At 54.4% G+C, this 25,714-nt stretch carries 20 protein-coding genes; 14 read left to right on the top strand and 6 right to left on the bottom strand.

The genetic code is table 11. The annotated features are described in order from the left end of the window. Positions 1-87: 87 nt before the first annotated feature. Positions 88-1,944 carry an iron dicitrate transport regulator FecR gene (locus ACR3ZL_RS23185; RefSeq protein WP_473650721.1) on the bottom strand — a complete coding sequence of 619 codons (1,857 nt, stop codon included), beginning with the start codon at positions 1,942-1,944 and terminating at the stop codon, positions 88-90. Continuing rightward, positions 1,944-2,501 (bottom strand): sigma-70 family RNA polymerase sigma factor, encoded by a 558-nt coding sequence (locus ACR3ZL_RS23180; RefSeq protein ID WP_473650722.1) that lies wholly within the window; start codon positions 2,499-2,501, stop codon positions 1,944-1,946. Before ACR3ZL_RS23180 ends, ACR3ZL_RS23185 begins: the two co-directional genes overlap by 1 nt. Positions 2,502-2,849: 348 nt before the next feature. On the opposite strand from ACR3ZL_RS23180, the gene ACR3ZL_RS23175 reads away from it, so the two are divergent. From ACR3ZL_RS23175 to ACR3ZL_RS23140, 8 genes are all read left to right on the top strand, one after another. Then, a complete protein-coding gene (locus ACR3ZL_RS23175; protein WP_473650723.1) occupies positions 2,850-3,062 on the top strand; it encodes a hypothetical protein in 213 nt (70 codons plus the stop codon). 81 nt (positions 3,063-3,143) lie between these two features. Continuing rightward, a complete protein-coding gene (locus ACR3ZL_RS23170) occupies positions 3,144-4,364 on the top strand; it encodes a DUF1559 family PulG-like putative transporter (protein ID WP_473650724.1) in 1,221 nt (406 codons plus the stop codon). A gap of 210 nt (positions 4,365-4,574) precedes the next feature. Further along, entirely contained in the window at positions 4,575-5,987 is a 1,413-nt protein-coding gene (locus ACR3ZL_RS23165; RefSeq protein WP_473650725.1) for a sulfatase-like hydrolase/transferase, read from the top strand. Beyond that, positions 5,984-7,849, top strand: coding sequence for a DUF5722 domain-containing protein (locus ACR3ZL_RS23160; RefSeq protein WP_486172999.1), 1,866 nt, complete (start codon positions 5,984-5,986; stop codon positions 7,847-7,849). Before ACR3ZL_RS23165 ends, ACR3ZL_RS23160 begins: the two co-directional genes overlap by 4 nt. Next, a complete protein-coding gene (locus ACR3ZL_RS23155; RefSeq protein WP_473650727.1) occupies positions 7,842-9,815 on the top strand; it encodes a sulfatase in 1,974 nt (657 codons plus the stop codon). Before ACR3ZL_RS23160 ends, ACR3ZL_RS23155 begins: the two co-directional genes overlap by 8 nt. Beyond that, positions 9,803-11,263: a sulfatase family protein gene (locus ACR3ZL_RS23150; RefSeq protein WP_486172998.1), complete on the top strand. Its 1,461-nt coding sequence runs from the start codon at positions 9,803-9,805 to the stop codon at positions 11,261-11,263. The genes ACR3ZL_RS23155 and ACR3ZL_RS23150 overlap by 13 nt, the downstream gene beginning before the upstream one ends. Positions 11,264-11,326: 63 nt before the next feature. Further along, positions 11,327-14,710 carry a family 78 glycoside hydrolase catalytic domain gene (locus ACR3ZL_RS23145; RefSeq protein WP_473650729.1) on the top strand — a complete coding sequence of 1,128 codons (3,384 nt, stop codon included), beginning with the start codon at positions 11,327-11,329 and terminating at the stop codon, positions 14,708-14,710. 140 nt (positions 14,711-14,850) lie between these two features. Next, entirely contained in the window at positions 14,851-15,846 is a 996-nt protein-coding gene (locus ACR3ZL_RS23140) for an esterase/lipase family protein (protein ID WP_473650730.1), read from the top strand. A gap of 72 nt (positions 15,847-15,918) precedes the next feature. Here the strand turns inward: ACR3ZL_RS23140 and ACR3ZL_RS23135 are convergent, their stop codons facing one another. Then, positions 15,919-16,551, bottom strand: coding sequence for a metallophosphoesterase family protein (locus ACR3ZL_RS23135; RefSeq protein WP_473650731.1), 633 nt, complete (start codon positions 16,549-16,551; stop codon positions 15,919-15,921). A gap of 209 nt (positions 16,552-16,760) precedes the next feature. Here ACR3ZL_RS23135 and ACR3ZL_RS23130 point away from each other — a divergent pair, with 209 nt between their 5' ends. Further along, positions 16,761-17,594 carry a hypothetical protein gene (locus tag ACR3ZL_RS23130; protein WP_473650732.1) on the top strand — a complete coding sequence of 278 codons (834 nt, stop codon included), beginning with the start codon at positions 16,761-16,763 and terminating at the stop codon, positions 17,592-17,594. Between the two features lie 145 nt (positions 17,595-17,739). Further along, positions 17,740-18,240, top strand: coding sequence for a DinB family protein (locus ACR3ZL_RS23125; protein ID WP_473650733.1), 501 nt, complete (start codon positions 17,740-17,742; stop codon positions 18,238-18,240). A gap of 17 nt (positions 18,241-18,257) precedes the next feature. Here ACR3ZL_RS23125 and ACR3ZL_RS23120 read toward each other — a convergent pair whose 3' ends face one another. From ACR3ZL_RS23120 to ACR3ZL_RS23110, 3 genes are all read right to left on the bottom strand, one after another. Next, positions 18,258-19,109: a methyltransferase domain-containing protein gene (locus ACR3ZL_RS23120; RefSeq protein ID WP_486172997.1), complete on the bottom strand. Its 852-nt coding sequence runs from the start codon at positions 19,107-19,109 to the stop codon at positions 18,258-18,260. Positions 19,110-19,308: 199 nt separating this feature from the next. Beyond that, the gene (locus ACR3ZL_RS23115) at positions 19,309-20,238 is read right to left on the bottom strand and encodes an FHA domain-containing protein (RefSeq protein ID WP_473650735.1); all 930 of its coding nucleotides are present in this window, start codon (positions 20,236-20,238) and stop codon (positions 19,309-19,311) included. A 48-nt stretch (positions 20,239-20,286) separates the two neighbouring features. Further along, positions 20,287-21,111, bottom strand: coding sequence for a phosphoadenylyl-sulfate reductase (locus ACR3ZL_RS23110; RefSeq protein WP_473653475.1), 825 nt, complete (start codon positions 21,109-21,111; stop codon positions 20,287-20,289). A 363-nt stretch (positions 21,112-21,474) separates the two neighbouring features. Between ACR3ZL_RS23110 and ACR3ZL_RS23105 the strand changes: the two genes are divergently transcribed. From ACR3ZL_RS23105 to ACR3ZL_RS23090, 4 genes are all read left to right on the top strand, one after another. After that, positions 21,475-22,761, top strand: a complete 1,287-nt coding sequence (locus tag ACR3ZL_RS23105) for a HEAT repeat domain-containing protein (RefSeq protein WP_473650736.1) — start codon at positions 21,475-21,477, stop codon at positions 22,759-22,761. A 142-nt stretch (positions 22,762-22,903) separates the two neighbouring features. Next, on the top strand, positions 22,904-24,166 hold the full coding sequence (gene glyA, locus ACR3ZL_RS23100; protein WP_473650737.1) for a serine hydroxymethyltransferase: 1,263 nt from the start codon (positions 22,904-22,906) through the stop codon (positions 24,164-24,166). Further along, the gene (locus tag ACR3ZL_RS23095) at positions 24,166-24,591 is read left to right on the top strand and encodes a response regulator (protein ID WP_473650738.1); all 426 of its coding nucleotides are present in this window, start codon (positions 24,166-24,168) and stop codon (positions 24,589-24,591) included. The genes glyA and ACR3ZL_RS23095 overlap by 1 nt, the downstream gene beginning before the upstream one ends. A 1-nt stretch (position 24,592) precedes the next feature. Further along, positions 24,593-25,690 carry a hypothetical protein gene (locus ACR3ZL_RS23090; protein ID WP_473650739.1) on the top strand — a complete coding sequence of 366 codons (1,098 nt, stop codon included), beginning with the start codon at positions 24,593-24,595 and terminating at the stop codon, positions 25,688-25,690. Positions 25,691-25,714: the final 24 nt, after the last annotated feature.

Below are 25,714 nucleotides of genomic sequence, written 5' to 3'. Positions count from 1 at the left end.
TCGAAATGCGGGCAAGCCAAGGACGCCATTGCGACCGGATCTTAAGAAGGACGGATCACGAACGGTTTGGCCGTCCAGTGGCGGTTACTAGGGTTTGCCAAGTGACCAGAACGACTGAATCTCTTCGGCTGTCATCACACGGCGTGCGATCACGAGTTCGTCGATCGCGCCATAGAAGCGACGCTGCGAATTACCCGCTGAGCTCTCGAGCTCTTCGCGTGAGACGCCAAAATTGCCGAGTTCCATGAAGTCCAACAACAGTGGATCGGCGTTTTCAAACTGGCACGTGCCGATGGCGTCGCCGTTTCGATAATGGACCACTTCTCGCTTAATCGCGTCACAAGTCACGGCCAGGCATTCCCAGTTGCCCCAATTGTCAGGTTGGGTGGCCGGGTTTTGAACCGGGCATGTGTCGTATTGCCAGTTACCGTTTTCGCCATGTCCGACGCTGAACATCACGTTGGGATGCGATTGGGAGATCTCCCACCGCACCGTTTTGACGTTGGAAGCAGCGAGGCGAGCCAACGCATCGGCCACCGATTGGTCCTGAGCTCGCGAAAACCGTTGCCGACGAATTGGATTTTCCGTCATCAATAATGAGGTGATCGGTTGTGTCAGCGCGTCGATACGTGCCCACACCATGAACGTCAGTTCATTGAACGCCCCCGGGACCTGAAACATGACTCGGTCGGTTGGTTTACGGTACAGCAAGGCACGTTTATTTCGCCAGCGTCCAGGTGTCCACTGACAACCAATCACGGCCCCGTCAGTAGCTTTAGATGGATCGGCCGCATGATTGGACAGGGCGAGACCGTCGGGGTACTCCTCTTCAAACGTATAATGCAGAAGAACCGAGGGATCTTGGCTTAGTTCGGCTGCGTTCTTCTTCCACTGCTCGAACCGCTTCCGATCACGAGCACGTTGTCTGGCATGAAGATCGGATATCTGTGGGAACCGTTCGGGCGCGTAGACAACACTTTCAGGACCCTGTTCGCCCATCAGGATGGCTTGCTGTTCGCTCAATTCCAGCGGTGATGTTTGTTGATCCGAATGGATCTCAACGGAGCCCTCGAGAACGTGGACTTCCGGTTGTCGTCCGTCTTCGACTTCGATGCTGAACGCTGTGCCCAGGTCGATGACTTCCATCTCGCTGGTCACGATCCGGAAACCACGTCCCATTTCAGTGACGAAGCAACTGGCGGCGCCTTGCCGCAGTAAGACCTCGTCTGGAGCACGCAGTTCGATGTTGGCAGGGCCGCGAAGCAGGAGACGCACGCCCGCTAAAAAGTCAAGTTGAACGGTGCCGCGTTCAATCGCTAGGTCACCTAATTGCAGGGAATCGCCAACTTCTGGTGCTCGATCGCCGCTCCACTGCACTCCCACGGATTGGCTTAGGACCGCAATGGCGTTCACGGAAGATAGATCCCGTGCATTGTCGTTTTGGCTTATCGGCTTAGGGGCATTTCGGTCTTCGGCTACCGCAACCGAATTTTCGGACGGTTGGGCAGGCTTTTGAGCAATCGATGGCGCATCGGGATCTGAATGGGTCCAGAACATAATTCCAGCGATTGCGGCGGCCGTCGCAAGCCCGGCCAGCATTGCAGCCAGATAAGCGGCGGAGTTGCGTTTGGTGAACTGGCGGTCAGCTCCCGCGATGTCACTCATTACCTTCTTTTCGAAGCGTTCGTCGCTGGCTTGCTGGCCAAGCATTTGAGGGTTGTCTGTAACCTGTTCGAGTTCACTGGATAAAACGTCTTCTAGTTCTAGCCAGCGAGGTTGGCTGGATTGGACAGCTTTCAGTTGACCTAGCATTGCTAGTTCATCAACGAACGCTTTGCGAAACGCCGCGTCTTGTTTGAGTCGTTCGACAAGCGGTTCGGCTGCCGTGTGATCCGGTTCATCCGATAGCCATGCTTGGAGTAGTGTTTGTAGGTCTTGGTCCATCACTGAATCTGCTCCTTGACGCACTCACGCAGCAATCCGTTTGCTCGATAATGCAAGTTGTAGATGGCCCCAACGGACGTGGCGAGTTCAGTTGCTAACGCTGGAGCCTTGGTTCCTTCCAACCCAGCGCGGACAACTCGTTTCATTCGTTCGGGTAGTTGGCTAATGCACCGCAATAATGACTCGATCGCATAGTCAGTTTGTTCGGCGAAGGTTTGGTCTAGGTCATGTTCGATTGCCTGAGTCACCTCTTCGCGGAATTTGGCATCGTTGGCTTTTCGTCGGCCGATCGTGCGGAAGTGCATCAGCAGCTGGTGCCGTGCGATACCGCGTAACCACGCCGCGAAGTTCCCGCGTCCATCGTACTGATCAAGATTGCGATACGCCGTTAAGAAGACCTCTTGCGACAGATCTTCCATCTCGTCGGCACGGTGTAGTTGGCTGCCAATGTAGCCGCGAATCATCAGTTGAAACTCGCGCACCAGCAACCGATAGGCGTCCCGGTCACCGGCAACGACTTTACGAATGGTCGCTTCGATTTGATCTGATTCGAGCATTCTGGCTTTGTGCCTTCGTTACGAATTGGTTTCGGCTTTCTCTACGTGTTCATTGCGGCGGCTAATTGATATGTGCCACCCAATGCGAAATCTCACGGAAATTCACCTGCAAAATCGGTAAACAGCCCGTTAATTGCTGTGGATTCGATCGCTCGCAACGGCAAATTCCCGAAGGCGTTTGAATCAATTTTGGAAAAATAAATGTTTTATGGGTGAGAAAGTCGCCTGAGCGGCCAACTCAAGGTGGCGATCGTTACCTCGCCTGATTTATCCGGTTCGCGATCGTGGCCCGGTGAAGATTGGTTTTGGCCTCTCGGCTTTCTTTTTCACCATCTTTGAAAGTTTTCAATGTCTGTGTCGATTCGTTCCCTCACTTTGTTTTTAGTTTTCGCGATGCCGCTTTGGGTTGGTTGTGGCGAAGAGGCGCCGACCCAGACATCCAAAAGCGAATTGCAGCAGTACATGGAAGATCATCCTGAGCTTGCAGTCGAGTCGGTGGAGGTCCCCGATGATCTCTATGAGAACATTGAGGTGGAAGAGTTGGAGGAGGAAGTCGAGTAGCGTCGCCGATGCATCAGTGGTTGTTGAGAGGCGCTGTTCTTGCGTCGCTCGTATTTTGTTCTGTTTTAGGGAGTGTTTGTGATGAGAGTTTCTCGGAGTCGGTTTGGTTTCACGCTCGTTGAGCTGTTGGTCGTGATTGCGATCATCGGTGTGCTCGTCGGTCTATTGCTGCCCGCGGTGCAGGCGGCTCGCGAGGCGGCTCGGCGGATGTCATGCAGTAATAATTTTAAGCAACTGGGGCTGGCAATTCACAATTATCACTCAGCCTACAATCAATTGCCCAAGCACATGGGGGGAACCACAGCGGACCCTTCGGGCGGCGCTATTCTACGAAATCCGGGGCACAACCGTTTAGAGCTAAGTGCTTTGGTCGGGTTAACTCCATTTTTCGAGCAGCAAGCGTTGTGGGAGCAGATCAGCAATCCGTATCGGAATGAAGGTGAGACGGTTAGTTTCTCGCCAATGGGGCCAAACCCTCGGATGAACCTGAATGATCACAATACGGGTGCTCTAGGCCCTTATGGACCTTGGTTGACGAACATCCCATCGCTTCGTTGCCCAAGTGATCCGGGCGTGGGTTTGCCTTCGCAAGGCCGGACGAACTATGTCGTTTGTCTCGGCGATAGCTCACACCGTAGTGCGACCGGTGGCACCGGTGATACGGGTAGTCGCAACAGCACGGCAGCGGAACAAGTGCGAGTTTCTCAGCGTGGGTTCTTCATTCCACGCCAGCGCACGAAGTTTCGTGGGGTGCTTGATGGTCTGTCCAATACGATCTGCATGGGCGAGATCTGCACTGACTTGGGTGATCAGGACAAACGAACTCACGCGTCCTACTTAGCGACACTTACCGCGATCCCGCGCCGGGCCAATCGATGCGAGGATGAAAATACCGATCCGGAACGACCTCAGTTCTTAACGAAGAGGATGGCCGGTGGTGCCGAAGCCAAACGTGGGTACCTGTGGGCATACGGTCGTATTTTTTATTCGGGGATGAACACGATTCATTCACCCAACCGCGCCGTTTGCATGAATAAAGCGACTCCGGTCGGCAACACGGTTCACTTCGATGGCGTCTGCCCACCAAGTAGTCGTCACCAAGGTGGCTGTCATGTCTTGATGGGCGATGGTGCTGTCAAGTTCATCACCGATTCCATCGAAGCCGGTAATCGGCGAAGTGCCCATGTGGCGAAGATCGGATCCCGAACCGATGTGCTCGCCGCTGGTATGGAAAGTCCGTTTGGCTTGTGGGGCGCGTTGGGAACACGGGCATCCAAAGAAGTGATCGACCAGGAGTTCTAGGTCGGTTGGTTGTGAGAATGCAGAGCCTGTTGACCGAAAAGTTGTCGACAGGCTGCTGGTTGAGCGGTCCTCCTTTTTGCGACCCGGTGCGATTGCGCCGGTGTGAGTTGGGGGACATGCGGCGGTGAACGAACCACTGTGATTCTCTACTTGGAACAAGCTAACAATTTGAGTGCTAAACAACACCGACTGACTTTCAAGAAGGCAACAATGACAAGATTTTGCATGGTATGGGGTGGTAGGGTTTTGCTTTCTGCGGCAGTTGTCCCCGTCGCGATTGCGTGTTTAATCCTGACGGCGACTGATAATGCGACCGCGGCGGAATCGTTAAAGCCCAATATCGTTTTGATTCTCTCGGATGATCAAGCTTGGACCGACTATGGGTTCATGGGGCACGAGGAAATCGAGACTCCGCACTTGGATGAATTAGCTCGCCGCAGTGCAACTTTCAAACGTGGCTATGTGCCCACGGCGTTGTGTCGCCCATCGCTAGCGACATTGCTTACCGGTCACTACGCCTCGACGAACCATGTGACGGGAAATGACCCGTCGCCCAAGTATGCACCCAAAGGTTCGCCCCTTTTTAAGCAACGATGTGCAGAACTGATTGCCAAAACGGATGCTTTTGAATTACTGCCCCAGGCTCTGAGTCGGGCGGGATATCTTTCACATCAAAGTGGCAAATTGTGGGAAGGCAGTTATCAGCGATGTGGGTTCACTCACGGGATGACGCGAGGTTTCCCGGAGCCTGGTGGGCGGCATGGCGATGATGGATTGAAGATTGGTCGTCAAGGGTTGCAACCGATCAAAGATTTCTTGGACATCGCTGAGCAAGCGCAGAAGCCATTCTTCCTTTGGTACGCTCCCTTCTTGCCTCACCAACCGCACAATCCGCCGCAGCGTTTGTTGGAAAAGTACACCGCAAAGGTCGAGTCTCTATCGGTAGCGAAGTACTACGCAATGTGTGAATGGTTCGACGAAACTTGTGGAGAACTGATGTCGGAAATCAAAGATCGGGGTGCAGCAGAAAACACGTTGTTCATCTACGTGTGTGATAACGGATGGATTCAAGAGCCCACCAAAGGCACATTCGCCGCTCGATCAAAGCAATCAGCCAACGAGGGCGGCACTCGGACTCCGATTATGTACTGTTGGCCCAATCAGATCTCGCCCCAATCGCGTCCTGAGTTGGCAACGAGTTTGGATATCTATCCAACCATTCTTGCTGCCGCTGGAGTCGAATTGCCCAAGGATTTGCCAGGCCTCAATGTGATTCCTGCATTGACGGAGTCGAAGCCTATTGAACGAAACATCGTTTTCGGAGAAGGCTTTGCTCACGACATAGCTGATCTGAATGATCCTTCCCGCTCGTTGCTGTATCAGTGGGTAATTCGTGACAACTGGAAGTTGCTGCTGCGACGCGAAGGTGAAACACACTCCTATACATCCCGGCACCCTGCCTCCACTCCTCAGGTTCAGTTGTTTGATTTGTCGGTTGATCCGACCGAAGAGAACAATCTTGCGGAGACGATGCCCGGGCAAGTTCGTGAATTGACGGCGCTGATCAAGAACTGGTCACCTGCCGATCACCCCAGCCTTCAAACCGTTTCTGGAAGCTTATGATTTTGTTGGCTCAATCGTGCCGTTTCGGCAAAAAAAGTTTCCTGCAAACGCAGCAGCACTCACGTAGATCGCTGGAAATTGGGATCTGCCTTCTGTGCTTATGGGGCGTGCTCGTTTCGGGAAGTCTGCTGGCGGCGGAAATCACTCCGGCACGAGAAGCCTCTTCGCAATTGGTCGCGATTAGCAAGTTGCGATCGAAAGAGCGTAAGCAAACGACTGCGTCCAACGCTGTGATCGAGGAATACCTCAAGCAATCGATGCCGGCAAAGATCTCTCAGGTCGTCGTCACCGAGGATCAGGTCTTGATCACTGGTGTGGTTTCTGACTTTGGTTTAGACCAAGGCAACGCAAACAAATTCGTGCTAACCGAAATAGCGATGGAGACACTGGTCTCGAAATCGCATGTCCATCGGTCGCGAACCCCGGTCGAGCTTGCCACCGACGGGACATTCAAGGTGATCTTGCCGCGGATCGATGATGCTGGTTTCGATCGTCTAACGTCTCGTTGGCAATTGGTGCGAGGATTATCCCATCGTCCCAGCAAAACTGCACAAGACGCTCACCAATCGACGCTAATCGAAAACAACGAATTGGTTGTCAGTCATGCTCGCTATGCAGATGAGCTGTCCTGCCGCGATCCGAATCTGCCACCTGCGAATCCCAAAACAAAAAAGGGACTTGGTGGTTGGCGGTGGCCTATGCCGGACGAAGTGCGTGATGATATCGATGAACTCGACATCCAAGCCGTGACGGTCAACCTTAACGCGCTGCATCGTTTTGTATCGACACAACCATGTCCCAATTGGTCGCCGTTTCAGTGGCAGGGCAAAACGTATTACGCCAATGACGGCTTGCTCGCTCACTATGACCGAACGTTTTTAGCGGCTCAGAATCGCGGCGTGATGGTTTCCGCGATTCTACTGGTAACCAATCCCACGGCGGATCAGTCGCCCGAAGCGAGGTTGTTGGCAAACCCAGATGCGGATTCGCGAGGCAAGTTCGCAATGCCGGATGTTACATCGACAGAAGGCATTGAGTACTACGGCGCTATTTTGAATCTGATGGCCGAACGTTGGTCGCGAAAGGACAGTAAGCATGGCCGTATCCACCACTGGATCGTTCACAACGAAGTCGATTTTGGCTACGAGTGGACGAACGCGGGAAGTAAGACGGCGTTGCAGTACATGAGTTTGTATCATCGCTCGCTGAGACTAACCGACTTGATTGTTCGCCAGTACGATCCGAACGCTCGGGCCTTCATCTCGTTGACCCATCACTGGGCAAAGAGGGGAGCACCGGATGGGTACGGCTCGCGGCGAATGCTGGAGTTGTTAACGCAGTACTGCGACGTGGAAGGTGATTTCCCGTGGGCGGTAGCTTTTCATCCGTACCCTCAAGACTTACGAAACCCCCGAGTTTGGGAAGACCGTCAAGCGACCTCGACGGTCGATACGGACAAGATCACACCTTGGAATTTGGAGGTGCTCGACGCTTACATGAAACAACCTGCGATGCATTATCGCGGGCACGTTCGCACGGTGCATCTGTCCGAAAACGGTTTCAACTCGCCTGATTATTCCCCTGAGTCGCTTGCCGACCAAGCGACTGGGATGGCTGTCGCGTGGAAGAAAATTCAGCCGCTTTCTTCTATCAAAATGTGGCATTACCACAACTGGATCGACAACCGCCACGAGGGTGGATTGAGAATCGGGTTACGGAAGTTCCCCGATGATGACCGGACTCCCTATGCCAAAAAGCCAATTTGGCATCTCTATCAATCGCTTGGTACGCCTGACGAACAGTCCGCCATGTTGCCTTACCTCAAGACCATCGATTCAAGAACAAAGGACCTCCATGATTGATCAGCATGACATGCCGTCGTTGCAAAGGTTGAGGTGTTACTTCATTCCGGCTGCGTTGTTGTTCGCGGTCGCGGTAGCGATGAGCCAAGGCGATGCTAACGCCGAGCAAAAACAGCCCAATGTTGTCTTTATTCTGGCCGATGATCTGGGCTGGAGTGACACGACATTATATGGGACCACGAAACTCTATAAGACGCCTCACATCGAGCGATTGGCTCAGCGTGGCATGACATTCACGCGTGCTTACGCGTCGAGTCCCTTGTGTTCGCCTACTCGCGCAAGCGTTCTGACCGGACTTAGCCCGGCACGCCATGGTATCACAGCACCGACAAGCCATTTGCCGAAGGTCATTTTGGAGCCCGTCCAAGCCACAAGCGGTTCACCGAAACAGAAGGCAACTATTCCAGAATCCGTTTCACGGCTGGATACCAAGCATTACACCCTCGCCGAGATGTTTCGCGACAACGGCTACACGACCGGGCACTTTGGGAAATGGCACCTGGGATCGGCGCCGTACTCGCCGCTAGAGCACGGTTTCGATGTGGACGTGCCGCATCATCCGGGCCCCGGTCCAGCGGGAAGTTATGTGGCGCCATGGAAGTTCAAAGATTTTGATCATGACCCACTAATTCCCGACGAGCACCTCGAAGATCGGATGGCTAAGGAGGCGGTTGCGTTCATGGAAAAGCACCGCAACGAACCTTTCTTTTTGAACTACTGGATGTTCAGTGTCCACGCACCCTTCGATGCCAAGAAGGCATTGATTGACCAGTACAAGCAAGTTGTCGATCCAAGCGACCCGCAACGCAGTCCGACTTATGCTGCGATGATCGAGAGCATGGATGACGCCGTCGGTGCACTGCTGGACACGATCGACCGTTTAGGGATCGCCGACGACACGATCATTGTGTTCGCCTCGGACAATGGCGGGAACATGTACAACGAAGTCGATGGTGGCACAGCAACCAGCAACGCCCCGCTGAAAGGTGGGAAGGCGACCATGTATGAAGGTGGTGTGCGAGGCCCAGCGATCGTTGTGCAGCCCAATGTTGTGGCGGCCGGATCGAAAAGCGACGAAATAATCCAGAGCAGCGATTTCTATCCAACGTTGTTGGAGATGCTATCGATCAAGCGTCAGCCCAATCAAGAATTCGACGGAGTTAGCATTGTTCCGGCGCTAAAAGGCAGCAAGCTAGATCGAGATGCCATCTTCACTTACTTCCCGCACTCACCAGGTGTTCCCGATTGGTTGCCGCCCGCAGTGAGTGTGCACCAAGGTGACTGGAAATTGATTCGAATTTTCCATGGTGGCGAAGCGGGACAGCATCGATACAAACTATTCAATCTTCAGCAAGACATCGGCGAGCAAAATAATCTCGCTGACCAGTCTCCCGAGCGTGTTCAGCAACTCGATGCACTGATTGAACAACACCTCATCGATACCCAGGCCGTTCGCCCGCTACCCAACCCTCAGTTTAACCCAACCGTGTATGACGTTGCCCTCGAAGGGAAGGCGACATTGAAAGGCGGTGCGGGCGCTGCCAAGAAAGCCGCGCGTCCGGGGAAACCAATCGCCGGTTGGCAGAACGGCGGAACGTGCAAGCTGTCGCAAGCCGACGGCGCCTTGCGGGTTGAGAGTTCCGGCAGTGATCCGTACTTGAGTTTTCAATTTTCCAGCTCGTTGCCGTCCGGTTCCATGACGCTGGGACTTCGCATGAAGTCGGATTCTTCAGGCCAGGGGCAGTTGTTTTGGAAAGAGCCAGGGCGTGGCTACAACGCCGATCGCAGTCAGTTTTTCGATGTCACGCATGATGGTGTCGAACACGACTACATCATTGAAATCGATTCACGTTCACCCATCCAAGCGATTCGGATCGACCCATCCCGAGGCAGCGGCACGATCCAGATTACCGAGATGCGATTGACTGATGGCGATGGCGAGGTGATTCAAAAATGGGCGTTCTAATCGGCGAAAGAATGTGGTTGCGTTGGATGGAGATCTGCGTTGCCTTAGTCGTCGCTGAATTGTGTCTCGGGCTAGATGCGTCCGCACATGAACGACCGAATATTCTGTTCGTATTGACGGAGGATCAGGGTGCACATCTAAGTCTGTTGGGGACACCAGGTTTAAAGACACCGCAGATTGATTCGCTTGCCAAATCAGGCGTCTATTTCGACAACGCATTTGTCGCGTATCCCGTTTGTTCGGCGTCGAAAGCGGCGATCTATACAGGTCTGCACAGTCACACCAATGGCATCTTAAACAATACGCATAACTTCCATATGCCTGCCGATCAGGTAAGCAAGTCACAGCGATCACTTAAGCTAGCGCAAATCAATCGCATAGGTGATTCGTATCCGACACTGACTGAAATACTGAAGCGAGAGGGCTACTATCAAGGCGTCACGCATAAGCTGCACGTGTTGCCGAACGAGAAGTTCCCGTACGACGAATTTCTTCAAGGACGACGCGCCGAGATCTCGCAATTTATCGAACACGCCAAGGCTCGCGACCGACCTTGGTTTTTGATGATCAATATCCCGAATTCACATCGCCCTTATCCCAATAGCGATAAAAATCCAATTCGCGTTGATCCATCACAGGTTCAATTGCCAGCCTACTTGCCGGATTCACCGGAAGTACGCAAGGACTGGGCCGAGTATCTTGCTGCTGTTGAGCAGGCCGATGCGTTAACGGGGCAAGCCCTTGATGTGCTTGCCGAATCGGGGCAACGCGACAACACGATCATCCTCTTCATGAGTGATCATGGACCCACGTTCCAGCACGGCAAGATGACGCTTTACGACCTTGGGCTGCGTGTGCCACTAATCGTTAGCGGTCCAGGATTGAGTCGTGGTAAGCGATGTCATGAATTGGTGAGTGAACTTGATCTACTGCCCACCATTCTTGATCTTTGTCAGATTCAACAGACGTTCAAGGTGCCGCTTCATGGCAAGTCAATGGGCGGCCTTGTGTTGAATGACGAAACCGCGAAAGGGCACGGTTTCATATTCGCTGAAATTTCCAATCGTGGCCCATTGCCCAACGACGGGATGCAAGAACGCAGCGTCTTCGATGGTCGTTGGAAACTGATCTACCGTGAAAAAGTCGAAACCGCGTGGCGGCAGGTCAACGCTGACAGTCGGCAGTTTGCAACTTGGGGCAACCGCACCTACGCGGAAACGATTCGTCTGAAAGAAAAGTTCCCTACCCAGTACCGAATCTTGACCGAGATGGACCCGCAAAACTTAGGCGGGGCTGTACCTAAGCTGGAACTCTATGACCTGCAGTCCGACCCGGATGAAATCCACAATCTCGCGGCGGAACCCGAACACCATCAACATTGCCAACGGTTGCTCAACGCTCTTGATGACTGGGCCGATTTGACCAGCGATACGGCGTTACATCGATAGCGATTTGCCGTTGGCTTCTAAACCGTTTAACTGAATCCCTTTGTTACCTCTTTACAACTCGATATGAAAACTCTGTTTGCTCTCGCCGTTTCCTGCCTGTTCGGCTTGAATCTTGCTTCCGCGATGGAACCGGTTCAGCTCCGCTGCGAATATCTCGACAACCCGGTTGGTATCGACATCGCGAAACCACGTTTGAGTTGGCGAGTCACGTCCGACAGTCGTGGTCAATCTCAAGCGGCCTACCGAGTTCTGGTTGCGTCGTCAGCCGAACTTCTGAAAGATGATCAAGGCGACCTGTGGGACACCGGAAAGGTAGACTCCGATCAAACCCTGTTTGTTCCATACGCCGGTCAACCACTAGAATCACGGCAGCAGTGTTTTTGGAAAGTCCAAGTTTGGAATGGGGAAAGTGATGCCCCCGTATCGAGTCAGCCTGCATTTTGGTCGATGGCGTTACTCGATGATGCCGATTGGTCGGCCGACTACATCAGCTTTCGAGATGAGACTCCGGTTCACACTGATGTGAAGAAGCTGCACTTGCCGGCGGCTCGGCAGTACCGAAAAGATTTTAACGTCGACAAACAAATTAAACGTGCAGTGGTCTACTCGACGGCACTTGGCATCTACGAACTTTACCTCAATGGGCAACGCGTTGGCGATGCTCTCTTCACTCCAGGCTGGACCGACTATCGTCAACGTGCGTATTACAACACGTACGATGTCACCAATTTAGTAGGCAAGGGTGATAACGCGATCGGAGCTTGGGTCGCTGACGGTTGGTACAGCGGCTATGTCGGTTTCGGTTTGTTGACAGGGATGGGGACCGAAAAAACCGGACGGGCCACGTATGGCAAAACGCCTGCATTGATGACCCAATTGGAAATCGAATACACCGACGGTTCACGGCAAGTTGTTGGTAGTGATGCGAGTTGGAAGGTGACCGGTAAGGGGCCGATTCAAGAAGCCGATCTGTTGATGGGGGAAGCCTACGACGCTCGGCAAGAAATGCCGGGTTGGTCGACCGCGAAATTTGACGACAGTGCCTGGGACTCGGCGATTTTGGCTGAAGACAACGGCAGTGTTTCGGCCACCTTTTTCCAGCGTCGCAATCCAACGAAACCGGGCCAAGGTGTGCGTAACCTGGGTGAAGATCGTGAACTTGGGTTTCACCGGCCTAAGCTAGAAGCGTTCCCGGGCGTGCCCGTTCGAGTGACTGAGGAAGTCGCCGCCAAGACGATGACGGTTCGCGAGCCAGGTACGTTCATCTTCGATCTTGGACAGAACTTCGCGGGCACGATCCGCTTGAAAGTGAAAGGGCCCGCTGGCCAGCGGATCCAAATTCGATACGCCGAAATGTTGCATCCCGATGGCCGGATGATGACAGAAAACTTGCGTAAGGCTCGTGCAACGGACTTCTATACCTGCAAGGGCGATCCCGATGGGGAAACCTATCAACCGCGTTTCACGTTCCATGGATTTCAATTCGTTGAAGTTTCGAATTGCCCTGGCGAGCCGACCGTCGATTCGGTCACCGGATTGGTAGTGCACAGCGACACACCGATGACCAGCACGTTTGAGTGTAGTGACCCGATGGTCAATCAACTTTATAAGAACGTGTTGTGGACTCAGCGAGCCAACTTCTTGGATTTGCCTACGGATTGTCCGCAGCGTGACGAGCGGATGGGCTGGACCGGAGACGCACAAGCCTACGTTGCCACGGCGGCGTACAACGCCGACATCGGTGCGTTTTACACCAAGTGGTTGCGTGAATTGATGGAATCACAACGCCCCAGCGGCGTATTTCCTGGCTATGCTCCGTTCCCGTTTCAACATGGCTGGGACTTCGGAACAGCGTGGGCTGACGCCGGTGTGATTTGTCCTTGGACGATCTGGCAGTTCTATGGCGACACGCGAGTGATTGACGATTGCTGGGAACCGATGACTCGGTTCATGCAGTGGCGAAACAAAACAAGCGTCAACGATTTGGGGATCTCACACGGCAACGCGTGGGGGGATTGGCTAGCTCAGGGTGCCGAGACACCGCTGGATTACATCGACTCAATCTATTATGCCATCTCCGCAAAGATGATGGCGGAGATGGCCGAGGCGACTGGTCGGCAAGACGAAGCAGCCAGTTATCGTACGCAATTTGAAAAGACCAAGTCCGCCTTCCAGACGAAGTACCTCGATGACGATGGCAGCGTGAACGTGAACACGCAAACGGCGCAAGCATTGGCCTTGTTTGCCGATCTTATTCCTGACGATCAGCGTGAATCGAACGGGCGGCATCTCGCCGAAATGTTAGCCGAGAATGGGAACCATATGGCGACCGGATTCTTGGGGACACGGCCGTTGTTACCCGTGCTTTCCGCATCCGGACAACATGACTTGGCGACGTTCTTGTTGCAATCACGCGAGTTCCCGTCCTGGGGTTATGAAATATCCAATGGAGCGACCACGATTTGGGAGCGTTGGGATAGCTACACGAAAGAAGACGCGTTCGGTCGTCACAACGCGGCCATGAATTCGTTTTCGCACTACGCCTTCGGAGCGGTTTGTGAATGGATGTTTGCAACCTTGGCGGGAATCCAGTCGGACGGTCCCGGGTTCAAGCGGATCATCATTCGTCCCAATCCGCCGGCTACCGGCAGCAACGCGATGCACAAGCCAATCCATTGGGTACGAGCCTCGTATGAATCGATCCGTGGACCGATTCGCAGCGATTGGAAGATCGAAGATGGACGATTCGATCTCGCTGTCACGATTCCAGCTAACACAACCGCCACGGTCTATCTGCCGACATGTGACGCCAACAGTATCACCGCAGGTGGATCACCGTTGGCACAGAATCAGCACGTGAAGCTGCTTCGCCATAAAGACGATGTGGCTGTGTTGGCGGTGGCGTCGGGGGACTATTCGTTCTCCGCGCTTAGCGGAGTGCGGGAGGCGGAGTCGGCGTTGGAAACATCCAAACCCAAAGACAATTCTATCAATCCCGATGGTATCGACTTGAGTGGTGCTAGACCGCTTGCCCGGTGGGACCTAAACAATCCCACGGACGCGGCGAAGTGGGAAGAGCGGAGTGGTGTTGAAATTCAACAACGTGGTGACAAGACGTTCCTTGTGGCGACCGGCGATGATTCGCAAATGGCGGTCCGTCTGGACGAGGAAGCGTCGGGGAAGTTGGCCATTGAGTTGGTCGCGATGCCAGCAAAGGGGGCAACGAGTCAGTTTTTCTGGGCGGCCCCTGGGCACGGTTTCAACGGCGGACAGCAAACGAAGCGATCTTTGACCGCTACGGACCAAATCAATGCCTACCTGTTCAAAATCCCAGGGAACGTGCCTGTCAAAAAACTACGGTTTGATCCGTTCGCCACCTTTGATCCCTATGCCGATGTGGGTGAAATGTTGATTCAGTCCGTTACGGTTTATCAATTGGCGGACTGACCAAGTAAAAGGACGTGAACGGTGGAATCCGAACACTGGTCCGTGGTTTTCTGCAGAAATCCGCGCGGTGTTCGGTTGTGGAGAGGCACTGGGTATATTGAACCCACAAATCACTCCTCGAAATGACTTGCCAGGCCATCATGTTTGCTCCGATACGCCGTCGACGATTTGCTAAGTGGTTTGCGAGTTGCCTGCTGATTTCAGCAGGCGTTTTCGCCGTTCATGCTTCCGTCGGTCAGACCCAGGACAATGCTGTGGCCAAGAATCTCAATGTGCCGATGCCGACAATTGGTGGTGCTCAACTATGGACCGATGTTGTCTACCGCAACGGGTATCGCGTTCAGCGAAACGAGATGACGAAGCATTGTCGTTTGCTCGATGCCAAGAATGTTCGTCGAGGTTGGGGGACCGAGCAGGACACCATCGCTTTGTTGGATGAGTTTTGTCCTACGCCGGATCCGCCGAGCGACAAACCAATCGCGGTGCTGTTGCACGGTTTGATGCGGACGGACGGATCCATGAAATCACTGGAAAAGGCATTTCAAGAGGACGGCTACGAACAAACGATTCGTTTCGGATATGCCAGTACTCGTTCTTCGCTGGCCGATTCCGCTATTGCATTGCGGCGTGTGTTGGAGTCCCAGCATCCGGAAGCTGAGTTTTGTTTTGTTGGGCACAGCATGGGGAACATTGTAGTACGTCACTTGATTGGTGATCTGCAGCGGGATGGTGACCCAGCCAAAATCTTGCCGCGTTGCCGAGCGATGGTAATGCTCGGACCGCCCAACCAGGGTGCGATGATTGCTCGCCGGGCCGCGATGACGGGCGTCTTCGAATGGTTTGCTGGCCCAGGTGCGATGGAATTGGGGCCAAGATGGAATGACGTGCACGACCATCTAGCTACGCCGCCGTTTCCGTTCGCAATTGTTGCTGGACGGATCGAGTTAGGTCGTGTTCGCAACCCATTGGTTGATGGCGAAAGCGATTTTGTGGTTAGCTTAGACGAAGCCCAACTTGAAGGTGCCGTTGTTGTGCAAGAGTTTCCCGTCCTGCATTCGTTCTTAATGGACGATCAAGATGTTCAAGGTTGGACGCTTCGATTCCTGGACCTCTCGTGCGAATCGCCCGGACAGTAGCTACATAGGATGTAGCTGCCTTAATTAATAGCAGGAAAGTGTTTCCCACATTTCGATAACCACACCGTGAGCCTAAGTTTGGTTGGGTCCTAGTTTGACCCAGATACCCGTTGGACCGGCGTTCAGAATTGTGGTGGATCCCAACTTCATTTGTTTGCCCCAATCACTGTGGATGTGCCCGCAGACGACCAATTCGGGACGGCAACGTTTCACGCAGTCGAGAATGCTTTGACTGCCTCGCACTTTTCCAGCACTATCGTGGTCGACCGTGTCGATAGGAGGCGAGTGAACAACGAGGATGCCGTGGTCGGGGCAATCGGCCAGCATGGCTTCAGCTTGTTGTTCGTCAAAATCATAGCTCCACGATCCAAATGGCGTGACCGGAATCCCGCCGCCCACACCCCACACGGGATACTCCGCGGAGTTCGCCGATACGGTCGTTCCACTACCGTGCAGAACGGTCGCCGATTCCCAGTTGGCCTTCTGAACCGCTTGCTGCAGAGCTTCCGCCGTTTCGCCGTTACCCGGTACGAGGATGGACGGAGCTTGGATGGCACAAAGAATGTCGAGCGTGTCGGAAAGTCCTTGGTGTCGATTGGCGAAGTCACCAGCCCCGATCACCAAATCCGCTTTTTGCGCCTGCTCCACGAGCGAGGTAGCGGCCTTCTTGTCGCAGTGCAGATCGCTAAAGCAAAGTACGTTCATCAAATTATTTTCGAATTGCGAGGGAAGTTTTGAGCAGCTTGGCAGCTGATACTGCAACAACGAGGTGTGCTGTTTTGGCGGCGAAACGGCTTGAACACCAGATTAGAAGCCGTGTCATTAATGCATTCAAATGACAGATGATATTGAATATGCGACAACTGGGGTGTCGCTTTGGAAAAAATCATGCGAATTGGTGGCGGATGGTTTGCGTGAATCGCTATCTTCGACTTGAAGAAACACATTGCCTTGCGAGTCTTGGTGACACGTCGGTTGCCAAGCCGCATTTCTTTCCCCATTCTCAGTTTGAGATCGCCCCTATGAAGATGACTCGATTGTTTGGTTTGGCTTTGGTTGCTTGTTTGGCTTCGACTTTGTCGACTGCCCGTGCTGCCGACGTTGAAAATGAATCGGCTGAAGCTTCCAAGACTTGTCGTGCCGGTGCAACCTGTAGCGCCGATAAGGTTGCCGAAGCCTGTGCGTGCCCCGATGCGTGTGGTGCTTGCGAAGTGAAGTCAGCCATGGCGAAGCTTCCACAACTGACTTACCTGGTCGGCGATCAAGAAACTTGTTGCAGCGAATCAGCCGCTGCAATGGCGAAGAAAGCCGGAAGCGAAATTCGCTTCAAAGTGAGTGACGACCAGTTCGATTCGAAGGAAAAGGCGATGGAGACTTTGGTCAGCAAGACCGAAGCAATGGTTGAAAGCTTCACCACGCCAGCCACCTGTAGCGTTTCGGGTAAGACCACCATCGCCGGCAAAAGCTGCAACTGCCCCGTTGAAGCTGGCACGATCGCCAAGCAAGTTCAGGAAGCCACTCAACTTGTTTCGATGAAGTACCAAGTTGGCGAAGAATCCTGCAGTTGCCCCAACGCCGCCAAAGCAATGGCCGATAAGGCTGGCGTCGCAACGACCTACTGCGTCGATGGCACTGAAACTCAATGTGCGATGACGGCGCGTCTTAACTTGGCACGTGCCAAGTACAAGGCTGCTGTGACTGCGATCGCGAAGACCGCCAAAGCGGCTGATGCCGGTTCGGATTCTTAATCAACGCGAGTTCTCGTTGCGATTCAGATAGGTAAACAATTCTGATATACAATCACGCTCGATTTTCGGATCGGGCGTTTTTTATTGGCTTGATTCAAACGCTTTGGTGCGAATCTCACATCCAAGATTTCCTGCGGAACAAGAAATGACTACCGAACTGAAGACGATGCAAAACCTGTATTCGATGATGAACGGGATGCTTAACACGATGGTCGCCGAGATTGAGGAGGATCGTTTTGACGAGCCACTGGGCGATGGAAACAGCCCGAACTGGATCGTCGGGCATTTGGCGTTGGCTAACGAGTTTACAGTAGCGTTGCTAGGCAACAAGTCAGATGTGCTTGGTGAATTGATGCCTGTCTACGGACCTGGAAGTCCGGGAGGACGGATTGGCGATACCGGCAAAACGAAGCAGCAATTGGTGGTCCTGCTCGAGCAAGGCTTTGACCGAGTGAATGAGGCATTGGCGAATATTCAGCCCGGTCAACTTGATCAACCGCAGCAAACGACGATTCTGGAAGAGCCATTGCCGACGGTAGGTGACATGCTTGGTCACTTGTTGACCACTCACTTCGCGATGCACATAGGGCAGTTGTCTTCGTGGAGACGGGCCGCAGGCATGTCAAGCATCTTGAAGATTGGCTGATCGACAATTGGCTGGGCTCAGAAGACTTCGAATCTGATCAAGTCGGCTGCGAGGGTTACCATGGTCGCCGACATCGATTCCAGTCGAGCATGTTGCGAGAAACGGACTCCGCGGTAGGTCATTGCCATTGCGTCGGCGATGGCGTCTGGTTGGAGCTCAACCCGCTGCGTCCAAGTCTTGTGTTCGACGCATCGCAATCCTGCTTCCAGCATTTCGTCGACGACGATTTCCCATCGACTGCGACGGTGACCGGACTGTTGAACCTCTTCTCGCAGTTCGATCAGGTCTTCTTCGCCCGGGACCGCCACGATGCAGGCACCGCTTGGTTTCAGAACTCGGCGGATTTCGCTTCGTGGACGTCGGCCGAACAACGACATGACGCAGTCCACGCTGTTGTCGGCGACGGGCAAAGTGCGATCCGCGTTGGCGAGCACCCAAGTGCCTTCGGGCCAGCCACGAACGGCGAGCCGGATTGCTTTCTTGGATAAGTCGATCCCACAGTAGCCGTCTGGATGGGCGGCGAAGAGTGCTGGGCCGAAGGTTCCCTCGCCACACCCTAGGTCAACGACGCGTGGTGTGGATGCCGCGGAATGCGTGGCATCACCGGATCCGGTTTGCAGTAAGTCGACCCAGGGCATCAGGCTTTCGATCAGGCCCGTAGCGTGACCGCGAGCTAGCCAGCGGTGCCGAGCCAACACCGCTTCTTCGCAATCGCCGGGGTTCTTAGACCGGCGATCCTGAGGCTGCAAAAGATTCCAGTATCCCTGCTTGGCACGATCGAAGTGATGGCCGGCGGCACACTTCAGTCCTGAATCGGTCAGTTCGAGAAGTGATTCACAATTGCGGACGGTGCAGCGTAGTTCAAACATTGGTAAGTCTTAAATTCACTGCTGCCGTCATTGGGATTCCTCTTCAAACTCTTAAAGCCGGAGTAGGCAAACCGCATGTCACCCAAAGGCGGACAGTGTAATCGCGAGCACCCGACGGTGGGAAGCTTCCGTTCGAGAAGCTATCAATCTCGGACTGCCGAACGCAATCGGCGAAAGCCTTGTCGCGGACTTCCGATTCTCAGCGTCGTTGTGATTTCGGCGGACGGAAATAGAAGCGTTGCTCGCCCAACTGGAATTCCGTGATTTGATCCAGCTTGGCTTGATGAAGTCTAAGCCAGACGCCGTTGCGTGATCCCAGGTCTTCGATCAACCATCCCTTCTGGGTGTGATGGATGCGGGTGTGGTTGGGACAGATGAATTCGTCATTTAGTGATAGCCCGCACGTTGACGGATCGGCACCGATGACGAGGTGAAGACCATCAAGCACGTGCGTGTGTTCGGTGTCTTGCCGTAGGTCGCGGTAAAGCAGTTTCGGCAACGCGATGTTCACCGATTCGATGAGTTGTGTGGCGTGCACGTCGTCTGCAGCAGGTACGGAAGTGCCCGTGCCCGGCGTTGGAATTTGAAAAGCGATGCGATGACGGCCGATCAAGAATTCTTGATCATGACGCAGGTAGGCACGCTGGACGCGGAAGAATGAACCGTTGCGGCTTTCCAAATCGGTGAAGTGCCACTGGTATCCGGATCGATGACGACGACACTCCAACTTGGCATGCTTGGACGACATCAGGACTTCGTAGGGAAACTGAATGTCGCCTTCTTGGCGGCCGATCACGACGCTGCCGCCGCGGAGGCGATAGATTTCCGCATCGCGAATTGAGCCATCATCCAGGGCGGCCAAAAATCCCATCGGCGGTCGCAAGGACGGGCGATAGAGTGAAGCGGACTCGCTTCCCGGCCCCGCTGATTTCGACTTGCTTGCTCGACGAGACTTCGCTGACTTGCCGGCAGCATCGCGGGCGGCTTGCAGTTGCGACGGATCAATCAATTGCGTTTGACGAACCGCATCGATCTCTTGATCGAGTGACTCACCGGCCATGGTTTGGCGTTCGTCGGAATCGGCTTGGCTTTCGCCTCCGCCGATGAGTCGTTTCAAACGGTCAAACATGCTCACACTCGGTAATGTCGCCGCCGATCCTATCGACGCCGAGGATTTCTACGACGAGTGCAAACCACACTCGGTTTTTTGAAAACCGCTCCATCGTCCCGACCGCTCATCTTCACCAGGCAAAACCGATCGGGTGCAGGGTTGGCAACCGATGCTGGGATAGCCTTGATCATGCAGTGGATTGTAAGGGATGCCTTCCTTGGTGATCAGCGACCAGACATCTTTTTTGGTCCAGTTGGCCAGTGGGCTAATTTTGACAAGCTGAAATTTCTTGTCCCAGCCGACGATAGGTGCCTTTGCACGATCCTCGCTTTGGTCACGCCGAATGGCACTAGCCCAGGCATGCCAGCCACGGGCCGCTTTGTGCAGTACCCGAAGTTTTCGTTCAAAGCAGCACCGATTGGGATCGGTTAGATAAACCGGGCCGTGGTTGGCCGCTTCGAATTCCTCGACGGTTTGGTCGGGATACTTGTACTCAACCGTGACGCCATACTTTTCACGAACTCGTTCTCGCAATTCAAGGGTCTCGGCAAACTGATAGCCGGTATCCAGATTGAAGATCGGGGTTTCCGGAGCGATGCCCGCGAGCATGTGGATGATGGTCATCCCTTCGGGCCCGAACGCGGTGGCCATCGTGAACTTGGGTGCGAATCGATCGACGGCCCATTTTAAGATGGCTTGGGGCGTCTCGTTTTCGAGTGCGTCGCTTTCACGTTTCAGTTCGGCCAAGAATTCAGGCGTTGGGGCCAATGGCGGATCCGCGACCATCGCGCCACCAATTTCGGGGATCGCATTTTCCGCCTCGGCAGCGGCTTGTGCCTGGCGAGCGGCCTGAGCGGCGGCATTGGATTCTTCGTCGGTCAGTACCTTCAGACTCGGACGAGGAGCGGCCGAACTTGATCCAGCGGTCTCCGGCCCAGGGCTGAAATCAGCGCGGACCTTCGCAGCCGATTCTGGCGGAGCGTCTTCTGGAGAGGGGTGGGCTGCGGTCACGTGCGATCCGTCTAGGCAAAATTTTCAAAAACAAGCGTATCGAGCATGACAACCATACAAACTTGACCTCCGAGGTCAAGTATCTCAATCGGTCGCCAGCCGCGGGGGCTTGAGCACTTTTGAGACCGGCATCGCCGGAAAACCATTTACTTATCAAAATTGGTGTGAGTTCGGCTAGAATGAGTCGATTCACAGGACACATTCGGATGCGAGCATCACGGACTGGCGAAACTGGGGCCCAACATGCAAAAATTTGACTCGATCTCTTCCCGCACATTGGTCTCTTCCAACGTTTTGGGCTCTTCCAGCCCTTTGGCTGCATGCGGTGCGATGCTGGCGAGCATCACTTTGGCGGGAATGATCTTCAGCGGCAACGTCGTGGCGGGCAAAGTCGAGCTTTCCGGCGGCGGTCAATTGACCGGTGACGTTCGCCGGGTTGAGGACGCCAACGGCAAAACGGCTCACGTCATTGTTCGTGTCGACCCCGCCATGTCGATTGCAATCGCTGGGGCTCACACCCGACGGACCGTTGATGCGGACCAGCTTGCCGAATACCGGGCTAGGGCCGCCGCGGCGGGGCAGGACGCTGAGGCCCAGTTCGAGTTGGCTCGCTGGTGCAAGTCGGAAACTCTGCTTAATCAGTATCACTTCCATTTGGTGCGGACGATTGAATTGGATCCCGACCACCGACTCGCGCGGGCCGCGTTGGGGTATGTCAAACCGGCTAACGAGTGGATCAGTTTTGAAAAGCTCCGGCGATCTCAGGGGCTGGTCCAAGACGCCAAGGGGCGGTGGGTTTTGCCGGAAGTCTTGTCGGTTCGGCAATTTGACGATGAGGCTGAACGGGCTTCGAAGTTGTGGATCAAGGATTTCCGGCGACTGCATTCCAAAGCCATTCGTGGCGATGCGGAGGCTCTGGCGGAAATCAACGCGATTGACGACCCGATGGCGACCATTGCAATCGCAGGTGAATTTGTGCGGTCCCGATCCTCGCGAGCGAATTTGCGAACGTTGCGCATCACCTACGTGCGGTTATTGGCCAAATTCCGCAATCAAACCGCGGTGGCAGCCTTGGTCGAAGCGGGACTGAACGAAACCGACGCGATGGTTCGCGAGGAAGCATTGCGGCAACTGGTTGAGTACGGAGCTTCATCGGCGGTGGCGAGCTATCTGCCGCTGTTGCGTTCTAATTCTCCGGCTCAGGTTAAAGCGGCCGCACGAGCCCTGGGATTCTTTCCCAACCCGGAACTCGCTTTCGAATACGTCCGAGCCCTGATCACGGAACAGAAAACTCGCTCTCAAGTCGGTAGCGGGGGCACCGATGCCTCGTTTGGAAACAATGGCGTCAACGGGCTGTCCCAAGGATCCAAGGTGGTTGAGCGGACCACGCAAATTCGGCACCCGGAGGTCTTGCAGCTCGTCAAAACCATCGCACCGGAGGTGGATTACGGCTACGACGAGAATGCATGGCGGAACTACTTCGCGGCTCTGCGGAATCCGCCACGATCGGATTTGCGACGAGATCCATAGCCAATTTGCCGATTGAAAGAGTCCGGTGGTTACTTGGCGGCGGTCATTGACGGTCACCGCCTAGGGGCCGACAATCGGTGCCTACTCATTCGCTGAGTCTTTGCCGCCCATCTTCCCACTTTTGGTCCCTGAATCGAAAACCATGAGCATCATTCAATCGCAAGACCCGCAACTGTACGCAGCCATGCAAGCCGAAGCGACACGGCAACAGGACGGGCTGGAAATGATTGCGAGCGAAAACTACACCAGCCCAGCGATCATGGAAGCGGCGGGTAGCGTCCTGACCAACAAGTATGCCGAAGGTTATCCCGGTCGCCGGTACTACGGCGGTTGCGAGCACGTTGATGTCGTGGAGCAACTGGCGATTGATCGGGCTAAAGAACTCTTCGGTGCCGAGGCCGCCAACGTTCAGCCTCACTCGGGCTCGCAAGCCAACGCGGCTGTGTACCTGAGTTGCCTGGAAGTCGGCGACACGGTGATGGGGCTGGACCTAGCCCAAGGCGGTCACCTAACCCACGGCATGAAGTTGAACATGAGTGGCCGGCTGTACAATTTCATCAGCTACGGCGTTGACGAAAAAGAGCATCGCCTGGACTTCGACCAAATCGCTCGATTGGCTCGCGAAAATAAGCCGAAATTGATCGTTGCCGGTGCCAGCGCTTACCCGCGTGAAATCCCTCACGACAAGTTCAAAGAGATCGCTGACGAAGTGGGCGCCAAGTTGCTCGTCGACATGGCTCACTACGCTGGCTTGGTGGCCGCAGGAATTCACAACAGCCCATTACCGCTGGCCGATTACGTCACCACCACGACTCACAAAACGCTTCGCGGGCCTCGTGGTGGCTTGATCATGTGCAAGCAAGAGCACCTGAAGTTGGTCAACCGAAATGTGTTCCCCGGCACGCAAGGTGGCCCATTGATGCACGTCATCGCGGGCAAGGCGATCTGTTTCGGCGAAGCTCTTACGGACCAATACAAAGTTTACGGCCAAGCGGTCGTCGATAACGCAAAGACCCTTGCCGACACGCTGATGGCGGCTGGCTTGCGCTTGGTCAGCGGTGGAACGGACAACCACCTTCTGCTAGTCGATGTGACTGCGGTTGGTCTGGGCGGTAAGAAAGCCGAAGCCGTTTTGGATGCGTGTGGGATCACCGTGAACATGAACATGATTCCGTTTGATCAACGCAAGCCAATGGATCCATCGGGCATTCGCATTGGTACCCCCGCACTGACGACTCGGGGTATGGGCACGGCCGAAATGGAACGCATCGGAAATTGGATTTCCCAAGCTCTTTCCAATGCGGATGACGAGGCTTTGCACACATCGATCCGCGGCGAAATTCGCGAAATGTGCGGTTCGTTCCCTGTGCCTGCAGCGGCGTCTCAGGCTTGCGAGGCAGTTTAATGAATCGAATTCTGATTGCCGATGACAACTCGGCCAACCGCGAACTGATCGAAGCTTACTTGATCAACATCGATTGCGATCTAGAAACCGCAGTCGATGGAGAAGACACGCTTGCCAAGGTCAAGTCGTTCAAACCGGATCTGATTTTGCTTGACGTGATGATGCCCAAACTAAGCGGGTTTGAAGTCTGCAAGCAACTTAAGGAAGACCCCGCGACCAGTGGCATCATGATCTTGATGGTGACCGCGCTGAGTGAACTCGGGGACATCGAACGTGGTGTGCAAGCGGGAACGGACGACTTCCTGAGCAAACCGGTTAACCGGGTCGAATTGGTCAAACGCGTTGAGAACATGCTGAAGCTCAAAGGCACGACCGACGAACTAGAGCGCTTGCGTCAATACATCCAAGAGATGGAAGAACACTGAATTGCTTGAATCACTTTGTCTGATGCCGCCGAAGTTGGGGCAGGTCCGCCGAGGCATTGCTCCGGAACAGACCGAAGTGATGATTTCTCGGCAGGTCGGCGATCCTCTCATATTGTCCCAGCCTTTGTACTGGGACACGCCTCCGTGGCATCGTTGGCCGGTGCTCTTGGCACAGTGCGTCTATGAAGGCTTTGCTTCGCGTGGCATTTTGGTGTCCGCATTGCAAAGTGAATTAGGCCTCGCTTCGTCAACCGTTGACGATTCGGTCCAGTCGGCCGAAGTGATCCAAGGCAGCGTTTCGTCACAGCGGATTCTTCCATATCGGAATGAACGATATGGGGTATCCGATGCCGATTGGGATTATGCAAAGATCGTTGATCTGCAGTTGTCTTGCCCACGCGATGTGACTGGACGAATCGCGTACTCGGCTGAGCAAATTGGACGCTGGGAATTGACCGCCGAAGATCAACCGCTATCCGGCGGTGGATGGGTGCCTGCGATGACGCTACCGCCCGATGTGCCTTCGTCAGACAAGTTAGCATCCAAGGTCAGGCAAATCCGAACCTTGTGCCCCGCCGCGGCCGTCGCGATTAGCGTCACGCCAGAGTGGTTAGATGATTCCTTGGGGGATTTGATCGCTGCTTCGCCCGATGCGTTGTTAATTCGATTAAGCCAGCTTCGTATCACCGGCACGTCGCTCGCTCGATTTTTGTTGCGGCTGACTCAGAGAATGGAAGCCAGTCACCCGATCCCGATTTGGCTTTCGCCCCCGCGTTCGCAAATGGGGATTCCGGTCTCAGTATCCGATTCCATCAAACTGATCGCATTAGGTGCTTCGGCGATCGCGATCGACAGTTGGCTCGAAGAGATTGTCGACGAGCTCGACGATGTTCCGAATGTCCCGTCGATCGATGCCGATCCAAAAGCCAAGCGAATGGTTCAAGTCGAAGAAATTTTGCAGCGTTTGTTGGACCCACAGATCGAGTTGTTTACAGGGTTGTACTCTTCTCTAGTGCATGATCGACCTTCCGAATTGCTCGGCACGTTTGATCCCGACGTAGCGAACCTGTTAGGTTTGCCATGTATCGGTCAGTTTTAATCGCTCCCCGCTTTCACAGCTTCT

The organism is Rhodopirellula sp. J20-39, assembly GCF_057365095.1.
This window is presented reverse-complemented; position numbering and strand designations above follow the sequence as displayed.